General features: G+C 46.1%; 26 protein-coding genes. 19 read left to right on the forward strand and 7 right to left on the reverse strand.

Annotation, left to right across the window (positions count from 1 at the left end; translation table 11 throughout):
* Nucleotides 1-48: 48 nt before the first annotated feature.
* The 3 genes from E2R66_RS14900 to E2R66_RS14910 form a co-directional block, all read right to left on the reverse strand.
* Nucleotides 49-792: a copper homeostasis protein CutC gene (locus E2R66_RS14900; protein WP_133231991.1), complete on the reverse strand. Its 744-nt coding sequence runs from the start codon at nucleotides 790-792 to the stop codon at nucleotides 49-51.
* 105 nt (nucleotides 793-897) lie between these two features.
* Complete coding sequence (locus E2R66_RS14905) at nucleotides 898-1,932, reverse strand: N(4)-(beta-N-acetylglucosaminyl)-L-asparaginase (RefSeq protein WP_133231989.1); 1,035 nt, start codon at nucleotides 1,930-1,932, stop codon at nucleotides 898-900.
* 396 nt (nucleotides 1,933-2,328) lie between these two features.
* Entirely contained in the window at nucleotides 2,329-2,565 is a 237-nt protein-coding gene (locus E2R66_RS14910; protein ID WP_133231987.1) for a putative signal transducing protein, read from the reverse strand.
* Nucleotides 2,566-2,618: 53 nt separating this feature from the next.
* On the opposite strand from E2R66_RS14910, the gene E2R66_RS14915 reads away from it, so the two are divergent.
* The 6 genes from E2R66_RS14915 (at nucleotide 2,619) to E2R66_RS14940 (ending at nucleotide 11,210) form a co-directional block, all read left to right on the forward strand.
* Nucleotides 2,619-3,560, forward strand: a complete 942-nt coding sequence (locus E2R66_RS14915) for a helix-turn-helix transcriptional regulator (protein ID WP_133231985.1) — start codon at nucleotides 2,619-2,621, stop codon at nucleotides 3,558-3,560.
* 248 nt (nucleotides 3,561-3,808) lie between these two features.
* Entirely contained in the window at nucleotides 3,809-6,127 is a 2,319-nt protein-coding gene (locus tag E2R66_RS14920) for a PSD1 and planctomycete cytochrome C domain-containing protein (protein WP_133231983.1), read from the forward strand.
* Between the two features lies 1 nt (nucleotide 6,128).
* Complete coding sequence (locus E2R66_RS14925; RefSeq protein WP_133231981.1) at nucleotides 6,129-7,586, forward strand: DUF1501 domain-containing protein; 1,458 nt, start codon at nucleotides 6,129-6,131, stop codon at nucleotides 7,584-7,586.
* A gap of 179 nt (nucleotides 7,587-7,765) precedes the next feature.
* The gene (locus tag E2R66_RS14930) at nucleotides 7,766-8,791 is read left to right on the forward strand and encodes an NHL repeat-containing protein (protein WP_133231979.1); all 1,026 of its coding nucleotides are present in this window, start codon (nucleotides 7,766-7,768) and stop codon (nucleotides 8,789-8,791) included.
* A gap of 25 nt (nucleotides 8,792-8,816) precedes the next feature.
* A complete protein-coding gene (locus E2R66_RS14935; RefSeq protein ID WP_133231977.1) occupies nucleotides 8,817-10,973 on the forward strand; it encodes a c-type cytochrome domain-containing protein in 2,157 nt (718 codons plus the stop codon).
* Between the two features lie 54 nt (nucleotides 10,974-11,027).
* Nucleotides 11,028-11,210 (forward strand): hypothetical protein, encoded by a 183-nt coding sequence (locus E2R66_RS14940; protein ID WP_133231975.1) that lies wholly within the window; start codon nucleotides 11,028-11,030, stop codon nucleotides 11,208-11,210.
* 303 nt (nucleotides 11,211-11,513) lie between these two features.
* Here the strand turns inward: E2R66_RS14940 and E2R66_RS14945 are convergent, their stop codons facing one another.
* Together E2R66_RS14945 and E2R66_RS14950 are read right to left on the reverse strand one after the other, a co-directional pair.
* The gene (locus E2R66_RS14945) at nucleotides 11,514-12,848 is read right to left on the reverse strand and encodes a dihydroorotase (RefSeq protein ID WP_133231973.1); all 1,335 of its coding nucleotides are present in this window, start codon (nucleotides 12,846-12,848) and stop codon (nucleotides 11,514-11,516) included.
* Between the two features lie 99 nt (nucleotides 12,849-12,947).
* Complete coding sequence (locus E2R66_RS14950; RefSeq protein WP_133231971.1) at nucleotides 12,948-13,586, reverse strand: hypothetical protein; 639 nt, start codon at nucleotides 13,584-13,586, stop codon at nucleotides 12,948-12,950.
* Nucleotides 13,587-13,752: 166 nt separating this feature from the next.
* Between E2R66_RS14950 and E2R66_RS14955 the strand changes: the two genes are divergently transcribed.
* From E2R66_RS14955 to E2R66_RS28985, 9 genes are all read left to right on the forward strand, one after another.
* Entirely contained in the window at nucleotides 13,753-15,114 is a 1,362-nt protein-coding gene (locus E2R66_RS14955) for a DEAD/DEAH box helicase (protein WP_133231969.1), read from the forward strand.
* On the forward strand, nucleotides 15,080-15,388 hold the full coding sequence (locus tag E2R66_RS14960; protein WP_133231967.1) for a hypothetical protein: 309 nt from the start codon (nucleotides 15,080-15,082) through the stop codon (nucleotides 15,386-15,388). The genes E2R66_RS14955 and E2R66_RS14960 overlap by 35 nt, the downstream gene beginning before the upstream one ends.
* Nucleotides 15,389-15,394: 6 nt before the next feature.
* Entirely contained in the window at nucleotides 15,395-15,724 is a 330-nt protein-coding gene (gene gldC / locus E2R66_RS14965; protein WP_133231965.1) for a gliding motility protein GldC, read from the forward strand.
* 9 nt (nucleotides 15,725-15,733) lie between these two features.
* A complete protein-coding gene (locus tag E2R66_RS14970; RefSeq protein ID WP_133231963.1) occupies nucleotides 15,734-16,156 on the forward strand; it encodes a hypothetical protein in 423 nt (140 codons plus the stop codon).
* Nucleotides 16,157-16,257: 101 nt separating this feature from the next.
* Nucleotides 16,258-19,698 carry a hybrid sensor histidine kinase/response regulator gene (locus E2R66_RS14975; RefSeq protein ID WP_133231961.1) on the forward strand — a complete coding sequence of 1,147 codons (3,441 nt, stop codon included), beginning with the start codon at nucleotides 16,258-16,260 and terminating at the stop codon, nucleotides 19,696-19,698.
* A gap of 2 nt (nucleotides 19,699-19,700) precedes the next feature.
* The gene (locus E2R66_RS14980; protein WP_133231959.1) at nucleotides 19,701-20,543 is read left to right on the forward strand and encodes a CheR family methyltransferase; all 843 of its coding nucleotides are present in this window, start codon (nucleotides 19,701-19,703) and stop codon (nucleotides 20,541-20,543) included.
* Nucleotides 20,533-21,126 (forward strand): chemotaxis protein CheB, encoded by a 594-nt coding sequence (locus tag E2R66_RS14985; protein ID WP_158288419.1) that lies wholly within the window; start codon nucleotides 20,533-20,535, stop codon nucleotides 21,124-21,126. The genes E2R66_RS14980 and E2R66_RS14985 overlap by 11 nt, the downstream gene beginning before the upstream one ends.
* A gap of 11 nt (nucleotides 21,127-21,137) precedes the next feature.
* On the forward strand, nucleotides 21,138-21,263 hold the full coding sequence (locus tag E2R66_RS29125; protein ID WP_262710303.1) for a response regulator: 126 nt from the start codon (nucleotides 21,138-21,140) through the stop codon (nucleotides 21,261-21,263).
* A 236-nt stretch (nucleotides 21,264-21,499) separates the two neighbouring features.
* Entirely contained in the window at nucleotides 21,500-21,877 is a 378-nt protein-coding gene (locus E2R66_RS28985) for a response regulator (RefSeq protein ID WP_394347192.1), read from the forward strand.
* Here the strand turns inward: E2R66_RS28985 and E2R66_RS14995 are convergent.
* Nucleotides 21,861-22,346, reverse strand: a complete 486-nt coding sequence (locus E2R66_RS14995; RefSeq protein ID WP_133231955.1) for a methylated-DNA--[protein]-cysteine S-methyltransferase — start codon at nucleotides 22,344-22,346, stop codon at nucleotides 21,861-21,863. The genes E2R66_RS28985 and E2R66_RS14995 overlap by 17 nt on opposite strands.
* Nucleotides 22,347-22,350: 4 nt before the next feature.
* Nucleotides 22,351-23,160, reverse strand: coding sequence for an SDR family NAD(P)-dependent oxidoreductase (locus E2R66_RS15000; protein WP_133231953.1), 810 nt, complete (start codon nucleotides 23,158-23,160; stop codon nucleotides 22,351-22,353).
* 216 nt (nucleotides 23,161-23,376) lie between these two features.
* Here E2R66_RS15000 and E2R66_RS15005 point away from each other — a divergent pair, with 216 nt between their 5' ends.
* Genes E2R66_RS15005 through E2R66_RS15020 form a run of 4 tightly spaced genes read left to right on the forward strand, consistent with a single transcriptional unit; the run spans nucleotide 23,377 to nucleotide 26,664 of the window.
* The gene (locus tag E2R66_RS15005) at nucleotides 23,377-24,354 is read left to right on the forward strand and encodes a cation diffusion facilitator family transporter (protein WP_133231951.1); all 978 of its coding nucleotides are present in this window, start codon (nucleotides 23,377-23,379) and stop codon (nucleotides 24,352-24,354) included.
* On the forward strand, nucleotides 24,344-24,793 hold the full coding sequence (locus E2R66_RS15010) for an NUDIX domain-containing protein (RefSeq protein WP_133231949.1): 450 nt from the start codon (nucleotides 24,344-24,346) through the stop codon (nucleotides 24,791-24,793). Before E2R66_RS15005 ends, E2R66_RS15010 begins: the two co-directional genes overlap by 11 nt.
* Nucleotides 24,790-26,055, forward strand: a complete 1,266-nt coding sequence (gene bioA, locus E2R66_RS15015; RefSeq protein WP_192901978.1) for an adenosylmethionine--8-amino-7-oxononanoate transaminase — start codon at nucleotides 24,790-24,792, stop codon at nucleotides 26,053-26,055. The genes E2R66_RS15010 and bioA overlap by 4 nt, the downstream gene beginning before the upstream one ends.
* Nucleotides 26,056-26,058: 3 nt before the next feature.
* Nucleotides 26,059-26,664 (forward strand): hypothetical protein, encoded by a 606-nt coding sequence (locus E2R66_RS15020; RefSeq protein ID WP_204985933.1) that lies wholly within the window; start codon nucleotides 26,059-26,061, stop codon nucleotides 26,662-26,664.
* Nucleotides 26,665-26,685 lie beyond the last annotated feature (21 nt).

Genomic DNA, 26,685 nt, shown 5'->3' on the forward strand with positions numbered 1-26,685 from the left:
GCCCCACAGCGCATGCCCTGAGCTGCTTCTCGCAATGGAGATTCTTTATTAACTATTCGCCGCAGCAATAATGCTTTTCACCACTTCTACACCGGTCATATCCAGTCCATACTCGTCTTTCATGCCATTACTTAGCAGGATATGGTCGTTATGGTATTCCATTTTGCCGGGCACGTGGATACGGGCGGACGAATGTACCTCGGTAACGCTGGTAAAATGCACCAGATCGGCAACGTTATTTGGGTTAACGCCGCTTCCGGCCATAATGGCTATGCGGCCCGCAGCTTTCTCTACCAAGTGGTTGAGCGTGCTTGCGCCCTCCATGGCCGTACTTTTGCCTCCCGAGGTGAGGATACGATCGCAGCCTAATTCTATAATATCTTCCAGAGACTGATACAAGTCGGCACACATATCGAAAGCCCGATGGAACGTTACGGCCAGCCCGAATTGCTTTGCCATGCGCACCAACTCCAGGCAACGGGGTTTATCTATGGTACCATCCGCGTTCAGGATGCCTATCACAATGCCGTCGGCTCCCGCTTCTATGCAATTGCGCACATCGGCTTTAATCACCTCGTATTCCAGTTCGGAGTACAAAAAATCTCCGCTTCGTGGGCGTATCAGCACAAAAAGTTGGATATGTAAAAGTTTGCGGGCTAGTAGCAACTGCCCGTAAGACGGGGTAGTGCCGCCCTCGGCAAGGTTCTCGCAAAGCTCCACCCGTACCGCACCGCCTTCCTGGGCCGCTAATGCTGATGTGACCGAATTGGAGCAAACTTCAAGTGTTACCATGTCTGTAGAAATTTAGTTTAGGATATTTAAGTCCATCGTCTATAGTCGATAGACCATGGCAAAACACAGTTTTTTCCATGGAATATGGTCAATGGACTATGGACTTTATTTCTTATCGTCCTTATAAAAACTTTTGCCGGGGATAAGCAGGTCTTGTTTATCGGCGTTGCATACGGCGAAAGAGAAACCCTCTTGTATAGCATATGCGCCGTATTCACCTTTTTTGTTGATGGCCAAAAAGCCCACTTGTATTTTCTTTGCAGTCTCTGGTTTTTTGCGGATAATACGGTTAACTGCCTCTTTACAGGCGTCCTCTGGCGAAAGGCCCTGGCGCATGAGCTCTACCACCAAAAAGCTACCTACGTTGCGTATCACTTCCTCGCCAACGCCGGTTGATGTGGCACCGCCCACCTCGTTATCTACATATAAGCCCGCGCCTATGATGGGGCTGTCGCCTACGCGGCCATGCAGTTTAAAGGCCATGCCACTGGTGGTGCAGGCACCACTGATGTTACCCTTGGCATCCAAAGCCAGCATACCTATAGTATCGTGGTTGTATTTGCCGCCGGGCCGGTGCTGGTCGTTCTCTATATTCATTTTTGGCGAATATTCAGCTTTTACCAGCCATTTCTTCCATTCCTTTTCCGACTCCGCGGTGAGCAATTTCTCTCGTTTAAAGCCCTGCTCTACGGCAAACTGGCTTGCGCCATCGCCAACCAGCATCACGTGCGGGGTTTTTTCCATCACCAGGCGTGCTACCGAGATAGGGTGTGCAATGTCTTCCATCGCGGCTACCGAGCCACAGTTGCCAAACTCGTCCATTATGCAGGCATCCAGGGTAACATGCCCGTCTCGGTCGGGATAGCCGGCGCGGCCAACAGTGTGATTCTTCATGTCGGCCTCGGGTATTTTCACGCCGGCCTCTACAGCATCAAGCGCACGACCGCCCGCCGCAAGGGTTTTCCAGGCTTCTTTGTTAGCAGCAATCCCAAAATCCCAGGTAGAAATTACAATGGGGAAGCCACCGGCTGCGGCTTCGCTTACCTTATTGGTTGCTGGCGTTGCTAAACTGTATTGAGATAATGCTGCTAATGAAGCGCTTGCGGCGGTTGCTTTAAGGAATTTACGGCGATCAATCATACGGCTAATATATAATAATCAGGAAAAAATACCTGCTTTTGTATCGGTTTTGATACAGAAGTCAGGTTTATGTCACTGCCTTTTGAGGCTTGGGGTTCAAAGCCTAACCTAAAAGTCGGGAAAGCAAACCGCCAAAAGTGTTAATTAAGTGTTCACGCGGCGCAGTGTGAACACCGTGAACACTGTTAATGTGTTCCTAATCAGTTGTTTGAAAATTTCAAAATGGTGTCAAAATGGTGTCACCATCAGTGTTGTTGCTGAGTGTTATATTTGCGCAAAAAACCATTGCATCCAATATCACTTTCTGTCCATGGGGAATAAGGTTTTTAATACGATATCTTTAGCTTAAGCTTCCGGTCTTCAATTTTCAGTCTTTTAAACATCTAACTTTTCAACTTACTCCTCCAATTCATTATCCTCCGCCAGTATCTCGCGGGCACGTTCCAGATCGCGCTCAAATATCTTTATCTTGATGCCACCTATCGCCTGGTTGTAAAAAGGCTGCGCGCCGATGGTGTTTTCGTCGGCAATAAAACAGGAGATGCCGCTGTCTTCCAGCCGTGTTTGGATAATGTGTGCCAGCATGGGGTCGTAATAGCTCTCGAAAGTGATGATTTTATCGTTGTCGCTCATAATTATTAAACTCTGTTTGGCGCAAATTAGTTTAATTTAGTTTATTTTGAGGTATGAACCGTATCGACCGTATCTCCGCAATACTCATCCAACTGCAATCGCGCAGGGTGGTAAAGGCCAGCGATATTGCGGAGCGATTCGGCATCAGTCTGCGTACGGTTTACCGTGATGTGCGCTCGCTGGAAGAAGCAGGTATCCCGGTTATCGGCGAGGCAGGAGTGGGCTATTCCCTTGTAGATGGTTATCGACTGCCACCCATTATGTTTACCCGCGAAGAAGCCACGGCGTTTCTGACGGCCGAAAAATTTGTGGAGAAGATGACCGATGCTTCTACTGCCGCGCAGCATAAATCGGCTATGTATAAGGTGCGTGCTATATTGAAAACAGCCGAAAAGGACCTGTTGGAAAGCATGGACGACAGTATAGAAGTACTTAAAAGTCAAACCCAACGGCGCATCAATAATAACGATCATTTGCAGCCCATCCTCAACGCTATCGCGCATAAAAAAGTGCTTTGTATAAATTACATGGCGGGTTATAGCCAGGAAAAAACCAAGCGCGACATTGAACCCGTTGGCGTATTTTATTTGGACAGCTACTGGCACATGATAGCTTATTGCCGGATGCGACGGGACTACCGTGATTTTCGTACCGACCGTATTCGTTCCCTTGTCGAAACCGGGCACACCTTTGAAGGCAAGCACCCTACATTAAAAGCCTATATCGCTCAAACCGCTTACGAGCATAAACTCGAAACGATTGTAATCAGGGTGGATAATGCTATTGTACGGTTTATTTCCGACCAGAAATATTACAACGGTTTTGTTTCTGAAGTGCAGTTACCAACCCAGTTAGAAATGACTTTCCTGACGATGTCGGTAGAAGGATTCGTGCGGTGGTTTATGATGTATGGTGACCAGGCCGAAATCGTAAGTCCCGAGTTTGTGAAGGCCAGGGTAAACGCTTTAGCGAGTGCTATCTCAACCAGGAATTAAGACCTTTTTAAGCTGCTAACGGGGTTAAGAAACTCATTTTGCAAGCACCATCTTACAATCAAAACTTTGCCGAAGCTGGCGGTATTGGGCAAAAAAAGTGCCTTTTTATATCAAAATGAAAGTTTTTTTAGGTTTGTGTGAAGTAACAGTTTTTTTACACTTTGCGATTGATTAATTTTAAGTGGAAAATGTTTTGGTTTTCGCTACATTTGGAAAACGACCCTGATCGTAAAACCAACTTTAAACTAATGTTCCCAAGATTGAACCACGCGTGGCTTTTGATAGCCGGTTGCATTTTATGTGCTTTGCAAGCCTGCAATTCAGCAGGACAAGTGGATGAAGAGCAGGTGCCTGATACTATCAGTTATAATTTTAACATCCGCCCTATACTTTCTGATAAGTGTTTTAAATGCCATGGCCCGGATGCCGGACATCGCGAAGCTGATTTGCGGCTGGATATTCCGGAGATGGCTTTTGCTGCGCTTAAAGATAATCCCACTGCGCATGCGTTGGTTCCTGGTGATCCTTCATTATCTGAAGTTTACCGCCGAATCACTACCAAGGATACGGCTGAACAAATGCCGCCTGCATCCTCCAACTTAAAGAAACTGACACCTTTTGAAACAGACCTGATAAAAGCCTGGATAAAACAGGGCGCCAAATATGAAAAGCACTGGGCATTTGTTGCTCCGCGTTTGCATGCTGTACCAGAAGTTAAAAACACTGCATGGGTGAAAAACCCGATTGACAATTTTGTGCTGCAAAAAATGGAGCAAAAGGGCTTTGAGCCCAATGCCGAAGCGGATAAAGAACGCCTGCTAAAAAGGCTTTCGCTTGATTTGACAGGATTGCCGCCTACCCTAAAAATGATGGATGATTTTTTGGCAGACAAAAGCCCCGATGCTTACCAAAAAATGGTTGATCGCTTGATGGCTGCCCCGCAGTATGGCGAAAAGATGGCTTTGCATTGGCTGGACGTTTCGCGTTATGCCGATTCTCACGGGTACCAGGATGATAACTATCGCAGTCAGTGGCCCTGGCGCGATTGGGTGATCCACGCATTTAACGAGAATTTGCCTTACGATAAATTTATCACCTGGCAGTTGGCGGGCGACCAAATGCCCAACGCAACCAAAGAGCAACTGCTGGCAACAGGCTTTAACCGCAATCATAAAATTACCGAAGAGGGCGGCGTAATTGACGAAGAATACCGCGTAAGCTACGTAACCGACCGTACTAACACCTTTGGCAAGGCTTTGCTTGGCATAACCCTGGAGTGCGCCCATTGCCACGATCATAAGTATGATCCATTTTCTCAGAAAGAATATTACCAGGTATTTGCGTTTTTTAATAGTGTGAAAGAGGCCGGGCTGCAATCCTCTGTAGGTGGGCCCGAAACTTATGCCAAGCGCCCCATGATGCAAATAAGCAACCAGGACGTAAAAGATGTGCTGAAGTTCATCAACAAGCAGGATACTGATAAACTGATCGTATCTGTAATGGCCGATAGCGAGTACGTGCGCAAAACCTTTGTACTTAATCGGGGCAACTATGATGCCCATGGCGAAGAAGTTACGATGGGCACGCCAAAAGCGATACTGCCATTTACCGCGAATTATCCAAAGAACAGGCTGGGCTTATCTGAATGGCTTTTCAATAAAAACAACCCGCTTACCGCAAGGGTATTTGTAAACCAGGTTTGGCAGGAGTTTTTTGGCAAGGGCATTTTAAAAAGCTCTGGCGATTTTGGTATGCAAGGTGATCTGCCGTCTCATCCTGAGTTATTGGATTGGCTTGCGGTAGACTTTATGAGCCACGGCTGGGATATGAAACGACTGGTGAAACAAGTGGTAATGTCGGCCACGTACCGGCAATCGGCAGTTGTTAGCCCGGACAAACTTAGAGCAGACCCTGATAATGTTTACCTCGCGCGCGGCCCGCGCAACCGTTTACCTGCCGAGTTTGTGCGCGATTTGGTGTTAGCAAGCAGTGGGTTGATAAATCCTAAAATAGGAGGCCCGAGCGTAAATCCCTATCAACCACCCGGCCTTTGGGAAAATGCCACATCGGGCAGGGGGCAATTAGCCACTTATAAGCAAGTACACGGCCCGGATTTGTACCGCAGAGGGATGTACACGCTCATTAAGCGTACGGTACCACCGGCATCGCTGGCGATATTTGATGCCAGCAACCGCGATCAGTGCGAGGTGAAGCGCCTGCGTACCAATACGCCACTACAGGCGCTGGTGATGCTGAACGACCCAACCGTGTTGGAAAGTGCAAGGGTATTGGCAGCAAAATTGTTGCAGGATAATAGTCAATCAAAGGATAAAATCATCAAGGCATTCCGGCTCATTATGTGTCGGCATCCGCAGGATAAAGAATTGGCGATATTAACGGCGTACTACAATGAGGAACTAAAGAGCATGACCAAAGCCGATGCCGATAAACTATTGAAAGTGGGCGAGTACCCTGTACCGGCCAATGTAGACAAGGTGAAACTGGCGGCAATGATGAAAGTGGTTGATGCAATGTATAATTTAGAAGAGGCGATAACAAAAACCTGATATGGAAAAAGACTTTTTAGAAAGCAGGCTAAATATCAACCGGCGTAGATTCCTTTCCAGGCTGAGCCTGGGTATTGGTAGTGCGGCCCTGGGTTCGTTGCTGATACCCGATCTGTTTAGCGGAAAGGGCGACGAGGCCGAGGCGGACTTTATTGCGGGCATCCCCAACTTTGCGCCAAAGGCAAAAAGGGTGATTTACCTGTTCCAGGATGGTGCGCCATCACAGTTGGAATCCTTCGATTACAAACCCAAATTGCGCCAGATGATGGGGCAGGAGCTGCCACCATCAGTACGGGGTAACCAAATATTAACCGGGATGACTGCAAAGCAGGCATCGTTCCCGCTGGTGGGTTCGTTTTACGATTTTAAACAATATGGAGAATCGCGCGCATGGATAAGTGATCTGTTTCCGCATATCGGTAAGATAGCGGATGATATTTGCATCATACGCTCGATGAACACAGATGCCATAAACCACGACCCTGCGCTCACTTTCTTCCAAACTGGTGCCCAGCAGGGTAACCGCCCAAGTATGGGATCCTGGGTGAGCTATGGGCTTGGCAGCGAGAATAAGAATCTGCCGGCCTTTACCGTACTGCTTTCTAAAGGAAAAGGCAACGGGCAGGGCGTTTACTCCAAACTTTGGAGCAATGGCTTTTTAGACTCTATCCACCAGGGGGTGCAGTTTAGCAGCGGTGAAGATCCAATTCTTTACCTGAACGACCCGGAAGGTTTGAACCGACACGAACGCCGTAAAATGCTGGATAACTTGGCTGCATTGAACGATATTAACTATAAAGAATTTGGCGACCCGGAGATAAATACCAAGATACAGCAATACGAAATGGCCTACCGCATGCAAACTGCGGTGCCGGAGATAATGGATGTATCGAAAGAATCGGACGATATTGTAAAAATGTATGGTCCAGAGTGTTTGGTTCCCGGCACCTACGCGGCCAATTGTTTGCTGGCAAGAAAGCTGTCGGAAAACGGAGTTCGCTTTGTGCAGCTTTACCACCAGGGATGGGATCAGCACAATAATTTGCCGCAGGAAATGGCGGGGCAGGCCAAGGATGTTGACCAGGCATCGGCAGCATTGGTAACCGACCTTAAACAAAGAGGCCTTCTGGACGAAACATTGGTAATTTGGGGCGGCGAGTTTGGGCGGACCAATTATAGCCAGGGCAAGCTGGATGTAGCCAATTACGGTCGCGACCATCACCCGCGCTGTTTTAGCGTTTGGATGGCCGGCGGCGGCATTAAGCCGGGGATGGTTTACGGCGAATCGGACGAGTTTGGATACAATATTATCAAAGACCCCGTACATGTGCACGATTTCCACGCGACCATCCTCAATCAATTAGGTATCGACCATAAGAAACTAACCTTTAAAAGCCAGGGACGCCGCTACCGTTTAACGGATGTGGCGGGTAATGTGGTGAAGGGGATCATAACTTAAGGGCTAACGCAACACAACGCAATTGCGAGGAGGAACGACGAAGCAATCATAGGCTAGCAGAGCCGCTCTGTATATCTGCTTTTCTTGCCGATGGTTGCCGCGCTTCGCTCGCAATGACGCGGTGGAACGTACATCGGTGAAATAAAAAAAATCAGTGTAATTGGTCAAAACCAAATAATATGGAAAGAAAAGAATTTATCAAGCGTACTGTGGTACTGTCGGCAGGGCTTATCATCACTAAAAACCTGTTCGCAAAAAATGATGGCCCGGTTTACGGTCACGGTAATATGCGCTACCGTTTAGATAAAGACTGGAGCAAAGCCGATTCGCAGAAGAACCCCGTGAATGATTGCCACGAAATGGTGCAGGATAGCAAGGGCCGTATTTTGCTGCTTACCAATGAAACAAAAAACAATATACTTATCTACAATAAATCGGGGAAGCTGTTGACTACATGGGGGCATGATTTTCCCGGTGCGCACGGGTTAACTTTGTTCAATGAGAACGGTTCCGAATTCCTTTTCATCACCGACACTGTAAAGCACCAGGTTTATAAAACAACGCTCGATGGGAAGCTATTAATGACCATTGATGTGCCGATGGAAGCCGGCGTTTACAAAAAAGCAGAGGAGTTTATTCCCACGGAAACCACTATTGACACCAACGGAGATATTTATATCGCCGACGGCTACGGTGCACAATACATCACCCATTACGATAAAGATGGCAAGCTGAAAGGCTTTTTCGGCGGCAAAGGCGAGGGAGACGAGCATTTGGATAATGCGCACGGTATAGTTATCGACAGACGTAAGGGCGCGCCCACTTTAATTGTGACCGATCGTACCCGCAACTGTTTCAAACGCTTTAGTATGGATGGCAAATTGCAGGAGATCATCAAACTCCCCGGTGCCTGCGTATGCCGCCCCGTTATTAAAGGCAATCACCTGTATGCCGCCGTGCTGCGCTCACCTGATTTGGGTAAGGAAAACTCCGGCTTTACCACTATACTTGATAAAAACAATAAAGTGGTATCTAACCTTGGCGGTACCGAACCGGTTTACATAGATGGTGTATTGCAACCCATGGCACAGGCCGAAAAAATATTTTTAAATCCACACGATGTATGTGTGGATAACGACGAGAACCTGTACGTAGCGCAGTGGGCATCGGGCAAGGTTTATCCTTATAAATTTACACGCGTTTAAAACCTTGCAGCACCACTTTTGATATATGAAGAGCAGCCATAAAGGTTTTGCAGATGCGGCGCTGTTTGCGCTGAATGTTTTTATTTTGGTTTTACTGATGGCGGGAGATAGCCTGGTGGTACCACAATGGTTGCAACCTGCAGGCAGGATGCACCCGCTCGTCCTCCATTTTCCTATCGTCATTTTGATGCTGGCCATGCTGCTGGAGTATTTTCGCTTTCGGCCGGAGTTCGTTGGTGAAAAACTTTACCAGTCTTTTACCGATTATTTGCTGGTACTGGGTGCTCTTTTCGCCTCTGTCACTGTAATTATGGGCTTGCTGCTATCACACGAGGCGGGTTATGAGGGTAGCAATTTGCAATGGCATAAATGGTTTGGGGTGGGTGTGGCATTTGTGGGCTATGGTGTTTACCTCATCCGCAACCGCGAACGGTACACGGCCACAATTGCCAAAACAGGTGCAATCGTCACCGTTGTTTGTTTGATAATGGCCGGGCATTTCGGTGGTAATATTACCCACGGCGATGATTTTGTTTTTGCGCCGGTAATGGATAACAGCAAAAAGCTGGTGCCGATTAACGAGGCGCTGGTTTATCGCGATGTGATAGCCCCCATTTTCGAGGCTAAATGCCAGAATTGCCATAATGCCGATAAAATGAAAGGCGGGCTAAGCCTGAGCGACCAGGCATCCATACTGAAGGGCGGCAAGAAAGGTAAATTGTTTGTAGCAGGCAACCCACAGATGAGCCTTTTGCTGGAGCGCATCCACCTGCCCGAACCGGAAAAGAAACATATGCCACCTATCGGCAAACCACAGTTAACCGAAGAAGAGCAATTGCTGCTTTACTTTTGGGTAAAGAACAATGCCGATTTCAAAATGAAAGTAATCGATTTGCCCGCCACCGATTCTCTGCGGATAATTGCTTCCTCGTTTTTAAAACCAGCAGAGAGTAGCGAAGAGACCTATGATTTTTCTGCAGCCAGCGAAGATGATATCAAAAAACTCAACAATAACTACCGTGTAGTTTACCCCTTAGCTGCGGAGTCGCCGGCTTTGGCGGTGAATATTTACAATAAAAGCACTTTTAATATAAAGGCATTAGAGGAGTTAAGCCCCATCAGTAAACAAGTGGTGTCGCTCGACCTAAATAAAATGCCTGTAAAAGATGCCGACCTGAAAGCCATTGCCAAACTGCCAAACTTGCGCCGCCTTGTGCTCAATTTTAGCGATGTAACAGGTAAGGGTTTACAAGAGTTAAGCGGGCTAAAATATCTCCGTAGTCTTTCTTTATCAGGGGTGAAGCTAACTGTAGCCGATATCAAACAATTGGCCGCGATAAAGAGCCTTGCCGAACTGGCGGTATGGGATACCGGTCTAAAGCCTGCCGATTTTAAATCAATGCAGGCAAGCAACAAACAATTGAAAGTATTAACGGGATTTAAGGATGATGGTAAGCCGGTTAAGCTAACCAACCCGCAGTTGAAAAATACAGCTTTGATATTTAGCGAAAGCTACGCGCTGCTATTAACCAACCCTATCAAAGGGGTTGATATACGTTACACCACAGACGGTACCGCACCGGATAGCAATCGCTCGGCGCTGTATAAACCAGGTACTGTTCTTACACAAAGTACAGTCATAAAAGCCCGCGCCTTTAAGCCGGGATGGATTGGCAGCGATACGGTTCAGTTTAATGTTTACAAATGCCGGTACACGCCCGATAGTATGATGTTCATCACCCACCCCGATGATAAGTATAAGGGAGACGGTGCTAAAACTATAATTGATAAAGACCTTGGCGGTACAAGTTTCGGCAATGGTAAGTGGTTAGGGTCGCAAAAGGACCTGGAGATGATGATGTGGTTTAATAAACCTATCGAAATGCATTCCTTAGAACTCAACACCATGCGCAATATTGGCTCGCAAATATTTTTAGCAGCCGGGGTAGAAGTATGGGGTGGACCTGATAAGGATCATCTGAAATTATTGAGCATCCTTAAAACAGCGGCACCGCTTAAAAATGACCCTTTTGGATTAGTGCCTCTAACCTGTCAGCTTAAAACGGCGCAAACAGTATCTTGTATCAAGCTTGTTGCTAAACCGCTAAAAACCGTACCCGATTGGCACCCGGCAAAAGGCAAACCGGGTTGGGTGTTTATTGATGAGGTGTTTATCAATTGATAATGAAGTGGTAATATTGGTTGAAACTTAATCGTTTTCAGATGGATATCCGATATGAAAAAGATTGCTAAAATTGGATTTGTTATTGTTTTTGCAATAGCTTTTATATTTGAACCATCTACATTAGAAATTATTGATGGCGACGATACTCGGCTGTCGGCCATAGCCAAACGTTTTTTTATATTAATAGGAATTGTACTGATTATAGCGCTATTAGCTTGGTGTTTAGGTGCCTGATCTGGGCAATGTGGTCAAAAATGGTTGGTAATAAGTTCAGATAAAATTACTATAGTTTTTTCATTCGAGAAATAAAATCTGCTTATAGCATTCCATGCGACATATTTGTTGTTGGCTGTGCTCTTTTATGGCTAAGAAAACTCGCCTTTAAAAAATCAATTGGAACCAACTTCAATTAGGAAAAGACATTTAATTGATAATCAATATTATACGAGGGTTTCACCAACCATTTTTGACCAGTATGTCCTGATCTGAGAAATAACATTAATAAGCCATCAGCATAGGCGAATAGTTTAAAGGATATTACCTCACAAAACTCATCCGCTGGCCATAAATGCCATCTACCACTTTATCGCCCTGGTAAACCAAATTGCCGGATACGATGGTATGGCTAATGCTAGATGCAAACTGCTGCCCTTCAAAAGGCGACCAGCCGCATTTGTACAGGATATTGCTCTTTTCAACGCTCCAGGATCTGTTCAAATCAATTAATACCAGATCTGCCCAATAACCTTCGCGGATAAAGCCGCGCTTTTCAATCTGGAAGCATTTGGCAACGTTGTGTGCCATTTTCTCTGCAATTTGTTCCAGCGTTATTTTGCCTTGCTTGTGCAACTCCAGCATAGCAACTAAAGCGTGCTGCACCAATGGACCACCGCTGGGGGCCTGCAGGTAGGCCTGGGCCTTTTCTTCTACGGTGTGAGGGGCGTGGTCGGTAGCGATAACGTCTATGCGGCCATCCAGCACTGCGGCTAAAATGCCATCGCGGTCGGTAGCGGTTTTAACGGCGGGGTTCCATTTGATCAGGTTGCCTTTGGTTTCGTAATCGGCATCGCTAAACCACAAATGGTGAATGCAGGCTTCAGCGGTTATACGTTTATCTTCCAGTGGTATATCATTGCTGAATAAATGCGTTTCTTTCTCGGTAGAGATATGCAGAATATGCAGGCGTGTGTTATGTTTTTTGGCTAGCTCTACCGCCAAGCTCGATGACAGATAGCAAGCTTCCGCATTTCTTATTTTAGGATGGAGTTGTATCGGGATATTTTCGCCAAGCAATTGTTTGAAATGCTCGAGGTTACTTTTAATGGTTGCCTCATCCTCGCAATGCGTTGCGATAAGCATAGGGGAGTTGGCGAACAAATTCTCCAGCGTGGTGGGGTTATCTACCAGCATATTGCCCGTCGAGGAGCCCATAAAAACTTTTATGCCGCACACGTTTTTGGTATCGGTGCGCAGCACTTCATCCAGATTATCGTTGCTGGCGCCCATGTAAAACGAATAATTAGCAGGAGAATTTTTCGCCGCTATGGCGTATTTATCTTCCAGCAGTTCTCGGGTGAGGGTGTTGGGCACGGTGTTGGGCATTTCCATAAAAGAGGTGATGCCGCCTGCAACCGCTGCGCGCGACTCGGTGTAAATATTGCCCTTATGTGTTAGCCCCGGCTCGCGGAAGTGCACCTGGTCGTCTATACAGCCTGGGAAAAGGTACAGGCCTTCAGCATTGATTTCCCTATCGGCTTGCGCGTTGATGGAACTGTCGATGCGTTCGATGTGGCCGTCTTTGACAAGTAAATCTGCAACAAATTGTTTGCCTTCGTTTACGAGGGTGGCGGCTTTTATGAGGATGGTTGGCATAGGGCAAAGATAGTTTTTAGAGTCAAGAATTAAGATACAAGAATCAAGACAGAAGTATTAGTTTTATTTGTCTTGTCTCTTGATTCTAATCTCTTGACTCTACTTCCCTCCCCAATAATAATTCAAACCAAAGCTGAAGTTGTTGTTCAAAGCAAGGTTAATTTTGCTGCCGTTAGTTTGGTAATTGTAGTTATAATTGAAATTGCCGAAACCCATATTAATACCCAGCTTTTCGGTAGGGAAGAAAACCACATTCGGGCCGCCGCCTACGTTTAAAGAGCCAACTAAAAAGTTGTTCAGCACATGGTTGCTACTTATACCGATTTGTGGGTAAATGCCGAATTTATCACTCAGCATCCAATAATAACGCGCGTTAATGGCCAGCCCAATAATATCGGTATGGTATTTACGGGTATGGCTGTAATTGTCCACGGCGTTGGTGGCGGAGTAATAGTTATTGGTCTCGGTGCCAGAAGTACGCGCATAGCCCGGCTGTATGCCAATAACCCAATGTTTATTCAAAAAGAAGCCAAACTCGGGGCTAACGTTTAAGTTTAAAATGCCCGTATTGAAATATTGGGTATTGCCCTGCGGGTAGCTGACATAGGTGGAATAACCAGCCTCGTCATAATTTAGGTTAAAGCTACCGCCGATGTATTTGGCACCCTTGCCCATCTGGGCCAGGGATGTGCCTGCGAAAAATAGTATCGTAAAAGCGGTAAATAGGTATTTTTTCATGTGTGCTGATATAGTAGCCAAGATAAATGTTTAGATGTAATGACGGCTAAATAACCTTGTACGTTACAGCATGATTATTGATTGCCATTAACTTAATTTTTTGTCTCACATCTCTAATCTCACATCTCAAATCTAGCAACCGCGCAAAAAACCTATCTTTGCGGCTATGGGCATACCCTTTGAAGATTTTAATTTTAACCGGCAGATATTGAACGCTATTGCCGATGCCGGTTATACCGAGGCTACGCCGATACAGGAAAAAGCCATCCCGCCGATACTGAACGGGCAGGATGTAATGGGCATTGCCCAAACGGGTACGGGCAAAACCGCAGCCTATGTGCTGCCGATACTCATGAAGCTGAAATACGCACAGGGTGATAGCCCGCGTGCACTCATCGTATCGCCAACGCGAGAGTTGGCTATGCAGATAGAAGAGAATATCAAAGCCTTCGCCGCCAATACCGACCTAAGGGTTGTGGTACTTTACGGCGGCCTTGGCCCAAAAACGCAGATAGAGCAGATAAATAAGGGGGTCGATATTATCGTAGCCACGCCCGGACGCCTGCTGGATATTTATCTTGCGGGGCATATCATAACCAAAACCCTTCAGGTGCTGGTGTTGGATGAGGCCGATAAGATGATGGATATGGGCTTTATGCCGCAGATAAACCGCATACTGGAAATAGTGCCGGTTAAGCGGCAGAACCTGCTATTCTCGGCCACCATGTCTGATAAGATACAGGAGTTATCGTATAACTTTCTGGAGTTCCCAACGATTATAGAGGTAACACCGCAAGCTACGACTGCAGAAACGGTTAGCCAGCAGCTATACCATGTCCCTAATAACAAAACCAAGATAAACCTGCTAAAGGCCCTGATGGATAAAGAGGGCGACATAAAGAAACTGATGGTATTCTGCAAAACCCGTGTGGCGGCAGAGGATGTGTATAAATTCCTGTTGCGCAAATACGGCGAAACCGGCGTTAAGGTGCTACACGCCAATAAAGGGCAAAATACCCGTATCAACTCCATCAACTCCTTTAAAAACGATTTGGTGAAAATACTGGTAGCTACCGATGTAGCTTCGCGGGGTATTGATGTGAGCGATGTTAGCCACGTAATTAACTACGATGTGCCGGTGGTGATAGAAGATTACGTACACCGTATAGGCCGTACCGGCAGGGCGTATAACTCTGGTGTGGCCATTACCTTTGCGGTACCTTCAGAAGAGTATTACGTAAACAAGATACAAAAGCTAATCAGGCAAACTATCCCGGTGTTCGATATCCCGGAAGGGGTGTTTATTGAGGAAACGCCTTACGAAGAACGCCAGGAGCAAGCCAAAGAGATAGACCTGCAAAAGCGTAAAGAAGACCCGGATTTCAAAGGGGCCTTCCACGAAAAGAAATCGCTGGCGCAGATAAAGAAATTCGAAGCTGCCAAAGCCAAAAAGAACCCTAATCATCCAAGCAATAAGAAACCCGAAAAAAAATATGGAAGCCAAAAGCGATCTGGCAAAAAACGCTGATCAGCCACGTAAATTCAGAATAAGCCCCCTAAACTTCGCTACCGCCGGCTTTTTTATACTGGCGGGCTACATCAGCATCAACGGTGCCAAAATTACTGGTAGCCCTTACGAGCATTGGAGCGGTACAATCACCTGGATATTCGTGTTGTTTGGGGTGGTTGTGTCATTGCTGGATATAATTTTCCGTAATTTCTTTGCCGAAACCAAAAAACTGTGGATTGTAGAGCTAAGCTTTATAACTTTGGTGGCTATTATATTTTTAATTGTTAAATAGAACTTGATGAAGACTGCTGAAATAAAGCTTACTGTACAACTCGACGATAATAACATTCCTGAAAGGATTGTGTGGGAATCTACCGATTCTCAAAATAAAGAAGCTTTGCCTGTACAAGCGTTCATGCTCTCGTTATGGGATCAGAGCTACAAAAATACCCTGAAAATCGATCTGTGGACCAAAGATATGCCGGTAGACGAGATGAAACGCTTCTTCTACGAAACCCTGCAAACCATGGGCGATACCTTTTTGCGCGCCACCGGCGAAAAGAACATCGTTGAGGACCTGCGCGATTATTGCGCTCACTTTGCCGATAAAATGGATATCCGAAAATAATACAACCTTATGCGCCTGCCTTCACTCTTATCGCTGCTTGGCTTTATCGTGCTTATTATAGGCACTTATTGCCCAATGCTTCGCCCGTTGCATTTATTCAATTGGAATGTTTACCAAATGAACCAGCCCTACGGCTTGTTGCTGATGCTGGTTGGTATCATTGGGGTGGTTTGCAGTGTGCTCAATCAGTCAAAGGTGGTGCGCTTCACGGCCTATATTTCTTTTTTTCTGGTGGTGTTACTGCTGATAGCAGCTGTTTTAAAAGTGAACGGAGCCTTTAGCTTTATCCCTTTTAAAGGCCTGGAATCATTTCTTATCAGGCAGATAAAATTCAAATGGGGGTGGTATGTATTGTTTGCCGGGCCGGCACTAGCCGTTTTAGGGGCAACTTTCCCCAAAAACAAGTTGAAGGTGCCTCCACAACAAGTATAATATTCCTTATAGGTGTAACCCAGTGGTTTCGTTGTAATTTATTTAGTTAACAAGTGTTTTTTTAAACATCTTTGCATCTAAATTAAACAACATTCTACCAAATGTTAAAGCTTTCCTTTCGTAACCAGGTATTAGCTGGTTTTGCTGTTTCTATTGTACTGGTACTTTTTGTGGGGATACTGTCCTTTAAAAGTATTAAGCAATTAGAAGATGATACCGTATGGGTAAATCATACCCAAAAGGTGATCAAAACCGCCAATAATTTAACGCAGCTATTAATTGATGGAGAAACCGGCATGCGCGGTTATGGTGCTACGGCCAATAAAGTATTTCTCGATCCTTACAATGTTGCCGTTCCGCGAATCAACGAAAGCATAACGCAATTAAGCCAGCTAGTGGAAGATAGTCCCGAGCAGACCGCCAGGGTAGATTCGCTAAAGTCATTAGTTGCCCGCCAGTTGGCCGTGTTGAAGTTAAACATCGAAACCCGCGAAGCTAAAGGGCTTGATTTTATGGTAGCCAACCGTATGTTTTTGGCCGGAAAAGGTAACATGGATAGTATCCGTGGTATTAATAATCGTGTTATTGCAAAGGAAACGAGCCTGCTTGCGCAGCGTAAGGCTGCGTCAGACGAGGCATCGCAACGGGCAATTATTGTCATCGTTATCGGCTCGATGATTTTCCTGATCATCATTATTATTATGTTTTTCTACATCCAGGGAACGTTTACCAGACAGAAACGAATCGAGGATGAAATTAAAATTGCCAATATAGAACTGGAAAAGGTATTGGCCGAAAATGAGGCCAAAAACTGGCTGCTTACCGGTACCGGTGCTCTCAACGAGAAAATTCAGGGCCAGCAAAGTGAGCGCGAACTATCAGAAAATATACTGGCCGAGGTTTGCCATTACGCCAAAGCGCTTACCGGTACCATGTACTTGTTTAATGAACCGGAGGACCGGTTGGATCTGTACGCATCCTTTGCCTATCACGATCCGGCATCACTTAAGAAAGCCATCCGCTTATCCGAAGGCTGGATAGGGCAGGCCGCCAAAGAAGAGCGGGCAGCTGTTATAAAAGGAAGGCTGAACGACAAGATTGAACTAGGTTCATCCATCATCAGTGAAGAAATCATCGAAACCTTTATCGTGCCGTTTTTCTTTGACAAGAAGCTGAAAGGCGTAATGGAGATTGGGTTCCGTGGCGAATTGCTACAGCAAATAAAAGATTATATCCTGTTGGTATCAAACGATATCGGTATTGCAGTAAACACTGCCCAGGCCCGCACCATTATGCACGACCTCTTTGAGGAAACGCAGCAGCAAGCCGAAGAGTTGGAGGCGCAGCAGGAAGAAATGCGCGTAACCAACGAGGAACTGATGAACAAAACAGAAATGTTGCAGGCATCGGAAGAGGAATTGCGCGTACAGCAGGAAGAGCTACGCACCATAAACGCCGAACTGGAAGAAAAAGCCAGCTTGTTGGAAGAAAAGAATCAAGCTATTGAGGAGGCTCGCCAGAATATTACCCAGAAAGCAAACGAGCTGGAGGTTACTGGTAAATATAAATCGGAATTTTTAGCCAATATGAGCCACGAGCTGCGCACGCCACTGAACAGCATTCTGGTGCTTGCGCGGATATTGAAGGATAACAAGCCGCTCAACTTGTCCGAAGATCAGATTAAATACGCCAGCGTAATATTCAATGCCGGTAACGACCTGCTTACACTGATAAACGATATCCTGGATCTTTCGAAGATTGAATCGGGTAAATTGGATATGCAGAATGAGGATGTGCGTATCTCCGAAATACTTAGCGATGTGCAATCGTTGTTTGCCGAAATGGCGATGAACAAAAACATCACCTTTAAAACCACCTCGCTTAATGTACCTGCAACCCTCTATACCGATAAGCAAAGGGCTGAGCAGGTAATCAAAAACCTCCTTTCCAATGCGTTTAAGTTCACGCCGGAGGGTGGCTCCATCACGGTTACAGCAAAACCGGGCAGAATGCCAAAAACCATCAGCTTCAGCATAAAAGACACAGGTATAGGCATCCCCGCAGATAAGCAAAAGGTTATTTTCGAGGCGTTCCAGCAGGCAGATGGCTCTACCAGCCGCAGGTATGGCGGTACGGGTTTGGGCCTCTCCATCAGCCGCGAACTGGCCAGCTTGCTCGGTGGCCATATTACCCTTACCAGCGAACCAGGCGAGGGCAGCGATTTCGTGCTCACCTTACCGCTAGAAGCACAGCAAACCGTACAGGAAGAACTCAATGTGCCAACGGTAGAATCGTTTAAACCGGCAGAAAACTTCCTGAGCACCGTGCCTCGTAAAGCTGACCCAAACAGCGAGCCTACGGTGGTTATTGTGGAGGACGATAAGAACTTCGCTTCTATTTTGCAGGATTACGCCCGTGACCACGGCTATCGCGCCATTATGGTATATGAGGGTACGCATGCTTTCGAAACCATTAAAGAGAAGCATCCGGATGCTGTGATATTGGATATTATGCTACCCGGCAAAGATGGCTGGCAGATATTGAAAGAGCTAAAGAACGACCCGGAAACGTTGGGCATACCGGTGCACTTAATGTCGGCAGGCGAAGCGGCTGCCAACCGTGTGCGCAAGGAGGGGGCTATCAGTTTCCTTAAAAAACCGGTAAATACCGAAACACTTGATAAGCTGTTTACCGATATCATGGCCAACAGCGGGATGCGCTTTAAACAGATATTGCTGGTAGAAGATCATAAGGCCCAAAGCCAGGCCCTGCGCGATTTGATGCAAAGTCAGGGTATAACGGTAGACCAGGCCTACAACGGCAAATCGGCGTTCCGCATGCTGCATGAGAATGAATACCAGTGTGTAATTCTAGACCTTAACCTGCCGGATATATCAGGACTGGATTTACTGGATAAGATAAAAGAGGTTGACCGTTTCGCGTCCCTGCCTGTAATCATCAATACGGCAATGGAACTGGATAAATCATCGGTAAACAGGCTGATGCATTATGCCAACGCCATGGTGGTGAAAACCAGTAAATCGAGCGATAGGCTTATTGATGAAGTAAATTTGTTCCTAAATAAAATCAGCGAATCTACTGGTTCGGCAACGCAGGCATCGTCGCCAATATCTCCCAAGAGACCTATCAGTGCTAATAAAGATAGCCTCAAGGGCAAAAAAGTGTTGGTGGTAGATGATGATATGCGCAACATCTTCGCCCTGAGCAGCGCACTGGAAAGCTACGACCTTAATGTTGTGATAGCCAATGACGGTGAAGAAGCCATAGCCAAGTTGGAAGAGATCAATGATATCGACATCGTATTGATGGATATAATGATGCCTAAAATGGACGGTTACGAGGCTACACGCTACATACGCAAGCAAAACAAATGGGCTAAGCTGCCTGTTATCGCCCTTACCGCCAAAGCCATGAAGGATGACCGCGAAAAATGCATGGCCGCAGGCGCAAACGATTATATCACCAAGCCCGTAGATATAGACCGGCTTATCTCATTGATGCAACTTTGGCTGGATAGCTAATCATGATAGACGATACGATAGGTAAGGACAATCACTTAACAAATCCGCAACTAACGGAGTTGATAGACCTTGTAAAAAAGATACACGGTTTCGATTTCAGCGATTATACCAAGGCATCTCTAAAACGGAGGCTGGCGCGTATAATGATGTTGAAAAAGCTAAGTTTTTACGATCTGAAGCATATATTGGTGAACGATCCCGATTTTTTCCAGGAGTTTTTGGAAGAAATTACCGTGAATGTGACCGAAATGTTCCGCGATCCGGCTTTTTACAAGGCACTTAATAGTCAGGTACTGCCATATCTTTCCACTTATCAGCATGTAAAGGTATGGTGCGCGGGCTGTTCGTCGGGCGAGGAAGCATATTCACTGGCTATACTGATGAAAGAGGAGGGCTTGGCCAAAAAAACGTTTATCTATGGTACCGATATCAATACCGAAGTATTGAAAGAGGCCCGTAAGGGCATATATAGCCTGCGCAAGATCAAGAGCTACGCCGAAAATTATCTGTTTACCGGGCTACCAGGATCGATCACTGACCATTTTACGGTGATGTACGATGCCGCAGCAGTACATAGTGAACTGAAGCAAAATACCCTTTTCTCGGTGCATAACCTCATATCTGATACCGTTTTTAACGAGTTCCAGATGATTAGTTGCCGCAATGTTTTTATTTATTTCGAAACAGAACTGCAGGAACGCATCCTTGATTTGTTTTATAAAAGCCTTTGTCCACTAGGTTATCTTTGCTTAGGCAACAAAGAAACCATCCGCAGCGATAATTTTCGCAAAAAGTTCAAGGCTATCAATCAAAAAGAAAATATATACCAAAAAATTGGCGCTTGATAGCACATTGGTTCAGCGATTCAAAGAATCGAAGCTGCTGCTATTGGGCGGCTCGGCAGGTTCGTTCAAGTTGCTTTTTGCGCTGGTTAAATCTTTCCCGCACGATTTCAATAAAACCGTCATCATTGTAATCCATCGAAAAAAGAATTTTTTTAGTGAAATAGAAAAACTGTTCGCCGAAAACAGCCGCATGTCACTCAGGGAAATTAGTGATAAGGATCCGCTCGAAAGTAATACGATCTATATAGCACCGCCGAATTATCATACTTTGATAGAGAAAACAGGTTTTTTTAGCCTGGATGTTTCAGAAGCCGTTTGGTATTCAAAGCCTTCTATAGATGTTACTTTTGAGAGTGCGGCATACGCCTACGGAAAAAATTGCACAGCAGTACTATTTTCAGGCGCGAATCAGGATGGGGCAGATGGTATGCTCAAGCTTCGCAAAGGAGGTGCTTTGACCATAGCCCAGCACCCCGAGGATGCAGAAATGGCGGAAATGCCCAACGCTGCTATTCAAATTGACGCAGCTGAGTATATATTACGCACGACAGAAATTTTTAAGCTTTTACAGAACGATACCTAATACCCCCACTATTGCATGCCTCCTTTAGTATCCTTATCGTTGACGATAGGGAAGAAAATATCACAGCCCTTGAAGCCCTGCCGCAGCGGAACGATATCAAATTGTTTACCACTACTTCGTCAAACGAAGCACTTTAAATTGCCTGGGAAAACCAAATTGCAATAGCCTTAGTGGATGTGCAGATGCCGGCGGTTGACGGCTTCGGGCTGGTGGATATGCTAACATTGAAAACCGCGCACCAAAGATATTATGGTGATTTTTTGTCACCGCAATTTCCAAAGAAAGTAAGTATGCTGTAAGAGGGTTCGGCGCGGGCGCAATAGAGTTATCTGTACAAGCCACTCGACCCATATATTTTGCAGGCCTTAACGTTCTGGTAGCTGAGGAAAATATGATTACCCAGTTTATGCTGGTAAAGATGCTGAAAGATTGGAACTTAAAAGTATCTGTCGCCGATAATGGCAATATTGCCCTGGAGCGCCTAAAGGTGGAAGACTATGATCTGGTACTGATGGATATCCACATGCCGGGCCAAAATGGTTACCAGGTTGCACGCGCCATTCGTATGGATTTAGAGAAGTCTAAACGCAGCGTACCTATCATTTCTCTTTCGGCCGCTGCTTACGAGCATGAGCAAAAAGAGGCTTTATCATCCGGGATGAACGATGTATTGTCCAAACCGTTTGAACCGCACGAACTACATATCAAAATAACGAAGCTGCTTAACGGCAAGGCTAAAAAGGCAACTTAGTCTGACCTATGCCAATTACATGGGCCTCATGCTCCAATAACCATTGCTTGCGCCACAACCCGCCCGCGTAACCCGTGAGGCTGCCGTTGCTGCCTATTATACGGTGGCATGGCACTACTATCCAAAGCATGTTTTTGCCGTTGGATGCGGCTATAGCGCGTATAGCCAATGGGTTATTCATTTGGTTAGCCAATTGCAGGTAACTCATGGTGCTACCGTATTTTACGGTGAGCAGGTTCTTCCATACCTCTTTCTGGAAATCGGTGCCTGGCTGGTTCATCGGTAAGTCGAACTCCTTGCGCTTGCCTGCAAAGTATTCATCCAATTGTTTTATAGCGAGGTTAATAGCAGCGGAGGGCGATGGCATTTCCACGCATTCCTCATCTCTGATGCTTATGGAAGTAATAAACCTCTCCTCGGCTCTTATGCGTACGAAGCCCAAAGGTGTATTATGGAATGCCTCGTACATACAACTATGAATTTTCGGCCTTTAGCAGGGCTTTGTAATATACTTTGCCCATGTTTTTTGTGATGAATTTGCGCGGCATAAAACTCATGAAAACGTTACCCACCCGGTTCATAAAGCCCGGTATATGCACATGCTTGCGTTTGATAAAGGCATCTATTCCTTCGGCGGCCGCCTGGCCAACAGGCATCAGCCAGCTTTTAAGGTCGTTGAAGTTTTTGCCTTCGGTCATTTCTGTAGCTATGCCGCCGGGGGCGTACACGGTTAGGGAGAGCGCGGGGTTCATAATTTCTACAGATAAGGCATTTGCAAAAGCCATAATGAAAGCTTTAGTTGCCGAGTACACCGCTTGGTAAGGCACCGGGAAAAATGCGGCCATGCTGGAAACAATCATTACGCCGCCCTCCGTATTCGCTTTCTCGAAATGGCCAATGAGTCTGCTCGTCATGTACACCACGCTGTTTACGTTGGTCTTCATGATGTTTTCGGTTTGTTCCCAGGGCAAATCGCTGTGGCGGCCAAAATAGGTAACGCCTGCATTAAGTATGGCCCCGTAAAGAGTAGCTCCTGCAAGGCTTTGGTCTATCATACGGACTACGTCGTCGTGCACGGATAAATCGGCGACGATTACTTTTACCTGCACGCCACTAGCGGCTTCCAGTTCAGTTTTTAGCTGGTCTAGCTTGTCTTTACGGCGGGCGGCTATGATAAGGTTTGCACGGTGCTTAATGGCTAATTGCCGGGCCATTTCCTGCCCCAGGCCCGATGACGCGCCGGTAACCAGCACCCATTTATCAGCTAAATCGAGTTTCTTCATATGATGAACCGTAAAATTAAGGAAATATTAGGAAACAATGGCCGCCTTATCTGCGCTCAAAGAATAGCTACAGAATTGCAACTATGAAAGGTGAAGCAACACGATTTTTAGCAGGATCATTATTATTAAACCATATTCCCTCCCAATCGTTACTATTAAAAAAAATCACGAGGCGAAATTTTCCTTAAGTTTGCCCTCTCAAAAAAATTACGCGTTTTGAAAGAACACAAACAGATTATCCTACTTTCGCTCATCACCGGTTTAGTTCTTATGGTGATGAAGTTCGCCGCTTACTTTTTAACAAATTCGAATTTCGTACTTACCGATGCTGCAGAAAGTATTGTAAATGTCGTTGCCAGCGGCTTTGCATTCTACAGCATTTACCTTGCATCGCTGCCGCGCGACGAAAACCATCCCTATGGACATGGCAAGGTGGAGTACTTCTCGGTGTTTTTAGAGGGTGCACTTATAGGCATAGCCGGTGTTATCATTATTCTCAAATCAATTTACAGTATCTTTAATCCCGAGGAGATTCGAGACCTTATTCGTGGCGCTGCGATAATAGGCTTTACCGGCGGGGTGAACGGCTTGCTAGGCTACTACATGGTGCGCAAAGGCAGAACACTACCTTCCATTACAATTGAAGCCGACGGCAGGCACCTGCTTACAGATACCGTTACCAGCGCCGGGCTGGTGCTTGGTTTATTGCTCATTTATTTTACAAAAATATTGTGGCTGGATAGTGCATTATCTATTTTGGTAGGCATTTATATAGCGTTTACCGCGTATAAACTCATCCGGAAATCGGTAGCCGGGCTGATGGACGAAACGGACTTTACAATCGTGAACGACGTGGTTAAATTGCTTGGCGAGAAGCGCCGCTACGAATGGATAGATATACACAACCTGAGAGCCCAAAAATATGGCAACGATTTGCATATCGACTGCCATCTTACGCTCCCCAATTACTTCGACCTGAACAAGGTACATGAGGAAGTGAAGGAAGTAGAATGGCTTATCAACCGTGAAGCAGGCATACAAACCGAGTTATTTATCCATACCGACCCCTGCCTGCCAGATTGCTGCCATTATTGCAATATGCCAAATTGCCCCATAAGATCGGAGGCAAAAACAGAGGAAATAGTTTGGACAATGGAGAAAGTAATGCGTAACAAAAAACACTATGAACAATAAGGAGTTTTTTAACGTCCGCGTGTACGGGCTGCTTATTAATGGCGATAACGAAGTGCTAATTAGCGACGAGCAGGAGTACGGCATGCGTTTTACCAAGTTCCCGGGAGGGGGCTTGGAGTACGGCGAGGGGCTTATAGACGGCCTTAAGCGCGAGTTTATGGAAGAATGTAACCTGGAGGTAGAGGTAACTAGTCATTTTTACACTACCGATTTCTTCGTGAAATCCGCTTTTAACGATAGTCAGCTAATCAGCGTTTACTACATGGTGGAAGCTATTTCCGATATTACTTTCGAGGCCAAAGCCATTGCGTTCGATTTTGAGGGCGAAGGCGAGATACTGCAATCTTTTCGCTGGGTAAAGCTTGTTGATCTGGTACCCGCTAACTTCACGTTTCCGGTTGATGAGCACGTAGCTAAACTCCTGATAAAATCCTTATGAGTCTAGTTGAACGCGACCTTGCCGTTATCTGGCACCCTTACACGCAAATGAAGACCGCGCAGCCGCCTATCCCTATAGTTAGGGGTTACGGTGCCAGTTTGTATGCAGAAGATGGGAGAGAATATATCGATGCGGTATCGTCCTGGTGGGTAAATATCCACGGGCATGCGCATCCCTACATCGCCCAAAAAGTGGCAGAACAAATCCAAAAACTGGAACACGTTATTTTTGCCGGCTTTACCCACGAGGGTGCCGTACAACTTGCCGAGCGGCTATTGCAATTGCTCCCATCTAATCAAAAAAAAGCCTTTTATACCGATGACGGCTCTACTGCTGTAGAAGCTGCCATAAAGATGTGCCTGCAATATTGGTTAAACAAAGGGCAGCAGCGTACGAAGATATTAGCCTTTAATAATGCTTATCACGGCGACACCTTCGGGGCTATGTCGGTAAGTGGACGCAGTGCTTTTACGGCTGCTTTCGATAGCTTGCTGTTCGATGTTGAGTTTATAGATTTACCGGATGCTGATAATATTGAGGCCTTGAAGTCCCAAATCTCAGAGCTCAAATCTCAAATTTCTTGCTTCATTTTCGAACCCCTGGTGCAAGGCTCTGCAGGTATGATTATGTATGAAGCGGAATACCTTAGTCAGCTGATGGCGCATTGCCAAAGCGAGGGCATACTGCTGATTGCGGATGAGGTGTTTACAGGATTTGGCCGCACTGGTAAAAACTTCGCATGCGATTATGTGCAAGTATTGCCGGATATCATGTGTTTCTCTAAAGGGCTAACCGGCGGTACCATGGCGTTGGGGCTTACTACCTGCACGCAGGCAATTTATGATGCCTTCCTTTCAGAAGATCGGATGAAGACGCTGTTCCATGGGCACTCTTACACAGCCAACCCTGTTGCTTGCGCCGCAGCGCTGGCAAGCCTTGATTTGTTTGTGGGGCCGTCTACCCAACAAAATATTGATAGGATAGGGGCTAAACATGCCGCCTTTGCAGAGCGGATCAGGGACCATCGTTCCATCAGGAGCACCCGCCAAATAGGCACCATACTGGCTATGGAATGGGAAACCGGCAATGATACTTCTTATTTTAGCGGGCTGCGCGATAAGCTTTACCATTATTTTCTGGATAAAGGGATTATCCTGCGCCCACTGGGCAACGTTATTTACATTTTACCACCGTATTGCATAAGCGATACCCAACTCGATTATATTTACCAAAGCATCGGGCAGGCGCTCGATGAGATCTGATTTATGCAACTGAACACTATCTTAACCAAAATTATTGCCAAAAACCGCCTGCACGCACGCTGGCTAAACACGCTATCGCTGATGGAAAATACCGGCGCGCGTAAGATATCGGCCAGCGAAGACCCCGCCACTGTAACTTATATTATACTGAAACATGCTGCCGAAGAGCACCGTCATGCTTTCTATCTGAAAAAGCAAATAGAAAAAACAGGTGTGGAATGCCCTACCTATGCAGGTGAATACCTGCTTGCCCCGGATTTTAGCAAGCGTTACCTCCATCAGTTGGATATAGATGTTTGCCGATACCTTAAGTATGGTTTAAGTCTATCAGGAGCAGAGCTGCGTTTTGCGGCGTATTTGCTGGTAACCTACGCCATTGAGGTACGCGCCGATGAACTTTACCCTATTTACCAGGATGCGCTTGACCAGGCGGCCAGCAAGGTGAACGTAAAATCTATCATCTTGGAGGAAGAAGGGCACCTGGAGGAAATGATTAAACAACTGCAGGTGTTTTCGCCCGACTGGCAATTGCATGCCAACAAAGCCGTAGAAATGGAAACTATATTGTTCGGCAAATGGGTAGAGAATTTGGCGGTCGAGATAGGGTAGGTTTACAACTGAGCCTTAGCT

Origin of the sequence: Mucilaginibacter psychrotolerans (assembly GCF_004519315.1) — a bacterium.
GTDB lineage: Bacteria > Bacteroidota > Bacteroidia > Sphingobacteriales > Sphingobacteriaceae > Mucilaginibacter > Mucilaginibacter psychrotolerans.

Coding starts and splice junctions, on each gene's coding strand:
- E2R66_RS14900 (WP_133231991.1), bottom strand. CDS start 792: ATGGTAACACTTGAAGTTTGCTCCAATTCGGTCACATCAGCATTAGCG.
- E2R66_RS14905 (WP_133231989.1), bottom strand. CDS start 1,932: ATGATTGATCGCCGTAAATTCCTTAAAGCAACCGCCGCAAGCGCTTCA.
- E2R66_RS14910 (WP_133231987.1), bottom strand. CDS start 2,565: ATGAGCGACAACGATAAAATCATCACTTTCGAGAGCTATTACGACCCC.
- E2R66_RS14915 (WP_133231985.1), top strand. CDS start 2,619: ATGAACCGTATCGACCGTATCTCCGCAATACTCATCCAACTGCAATCG.
- E2R66_RS14920 (WP_133231983.1), top strand. CDS start 3,809: ATGTTCCCAAGATTGAACCACGCGTGGCTTTTGATAGCCGGTTGCATT.
- E2R66_RS14925 (WP_133231981.1), top strand. CDS start 6,129: ATGGAAAAAGACTTTTTAGAAAGCAGGCTAAATATCAACCGGCGTAGA.
- E2R66_RS14930 (WP_133231979.1), top strand. CDS start 7,766: ATGGAAAGAAAAGAATTTATCAAGCGTACTGTGGTACTGTCGGCAGGG.
- E2R66_RS14935 (WP_133231977.1), top strand. CDS start 8,817: ATGAAGAGCAGCCATAAAGGTTTTGCAGATGCGGCGCTGTTTGCGCTG.
- E2R66_RS14940 (WP_133231975.1), top strand. CDS start 11,028: ATGAAAAAGATTGCTAAAATTGGATTTGTTATTGTTTTTGCAATAGCT.
- E2R66_RS14945 (WP_133231973.1), bottom strand. CDS start 12,848: ATGCCAACCATCCTCATAAAAGCCGCCACCCTCGTAAACGAAGGCAAA.
- E2R66_RS14950 (WP_133231971.1), bottom strand. CDS start 13,586: ATGAAAAAATACCTATTTACCGCTTTTACGATACTATTTTTCGCAGGC.
- E2R66_RS14955 (WP_133231969.1), top strand. CDS start 13,753: ATGGGCATACCCTTTGAAGATTTTAATTTTAACCGGCAGATATTGAAC.
- E2R66_RS14960 (WP_133231967.1), top strand. CDS start 15,080: ATGGAAGCCAAAAGCGATCTGGCAAAAAACGCTGATCAGCCACGTAAA.
- gldC (WP_133231965.1), top strand. CDS start 15,395: ATGAAGACTGCTGAAATAAAGCTTACTGTACAACTCGACGATAATAAC.
- E2R66_RS14970 (WP_133231963.1), top strand. CDS start 15,734: ATGCGCCTGCCTTCACTCTTATCGCTGCTTGGCTTTATCGTGCTTATT.
- E2R66_RS14975 (WP_133231961.1), top strand. CDS start 16,258: ATGTTAAAGCTTTCCTTTCGTAACCAGGTATTAGCTGGTTTTGCTGTT.
- E2R66_RS14980 (WP_133231959.1), top strand. CDS start 19,701: ATGATAGACGATACGATAGGTAAGGACAATCACTTAACAAATCCGCAA.
- E2R66_RS14995 (WP_133231955.1), bottom strand. CDS start 22,346: ATGTACGAGGCATTCCATAATACACCTTTGGGCTTCGTACGCATAAGA.
- E2R66_RS15000 (WP_133231953.1), bottom strand. CDS start 23,160: ATGAAGAAACTCGATTTAGCTGATAAATGGGTGCTGGTTACCGGCGCG.
- E2R66_RS15010 (WP_133231949.1), top strand. CDS start 24,344: ATGAACAATAAGGAGTTTTTTAACGTCCGCGTGTACGGGCTGCTTATT.
- bioA (WP_192901978.1), top strand. CDS start 24,790: ATGAGTCTAGTTGAACGCGACCTTGCCGTTATCTGGCACCCTTACACG.
- E2R66_RS15020 (WP_204985933.1), top strand. CDS start 26,059: ATGCAACTGAACACTATCTTAACCAAAATTATTGCCAAAAACCGCCTG.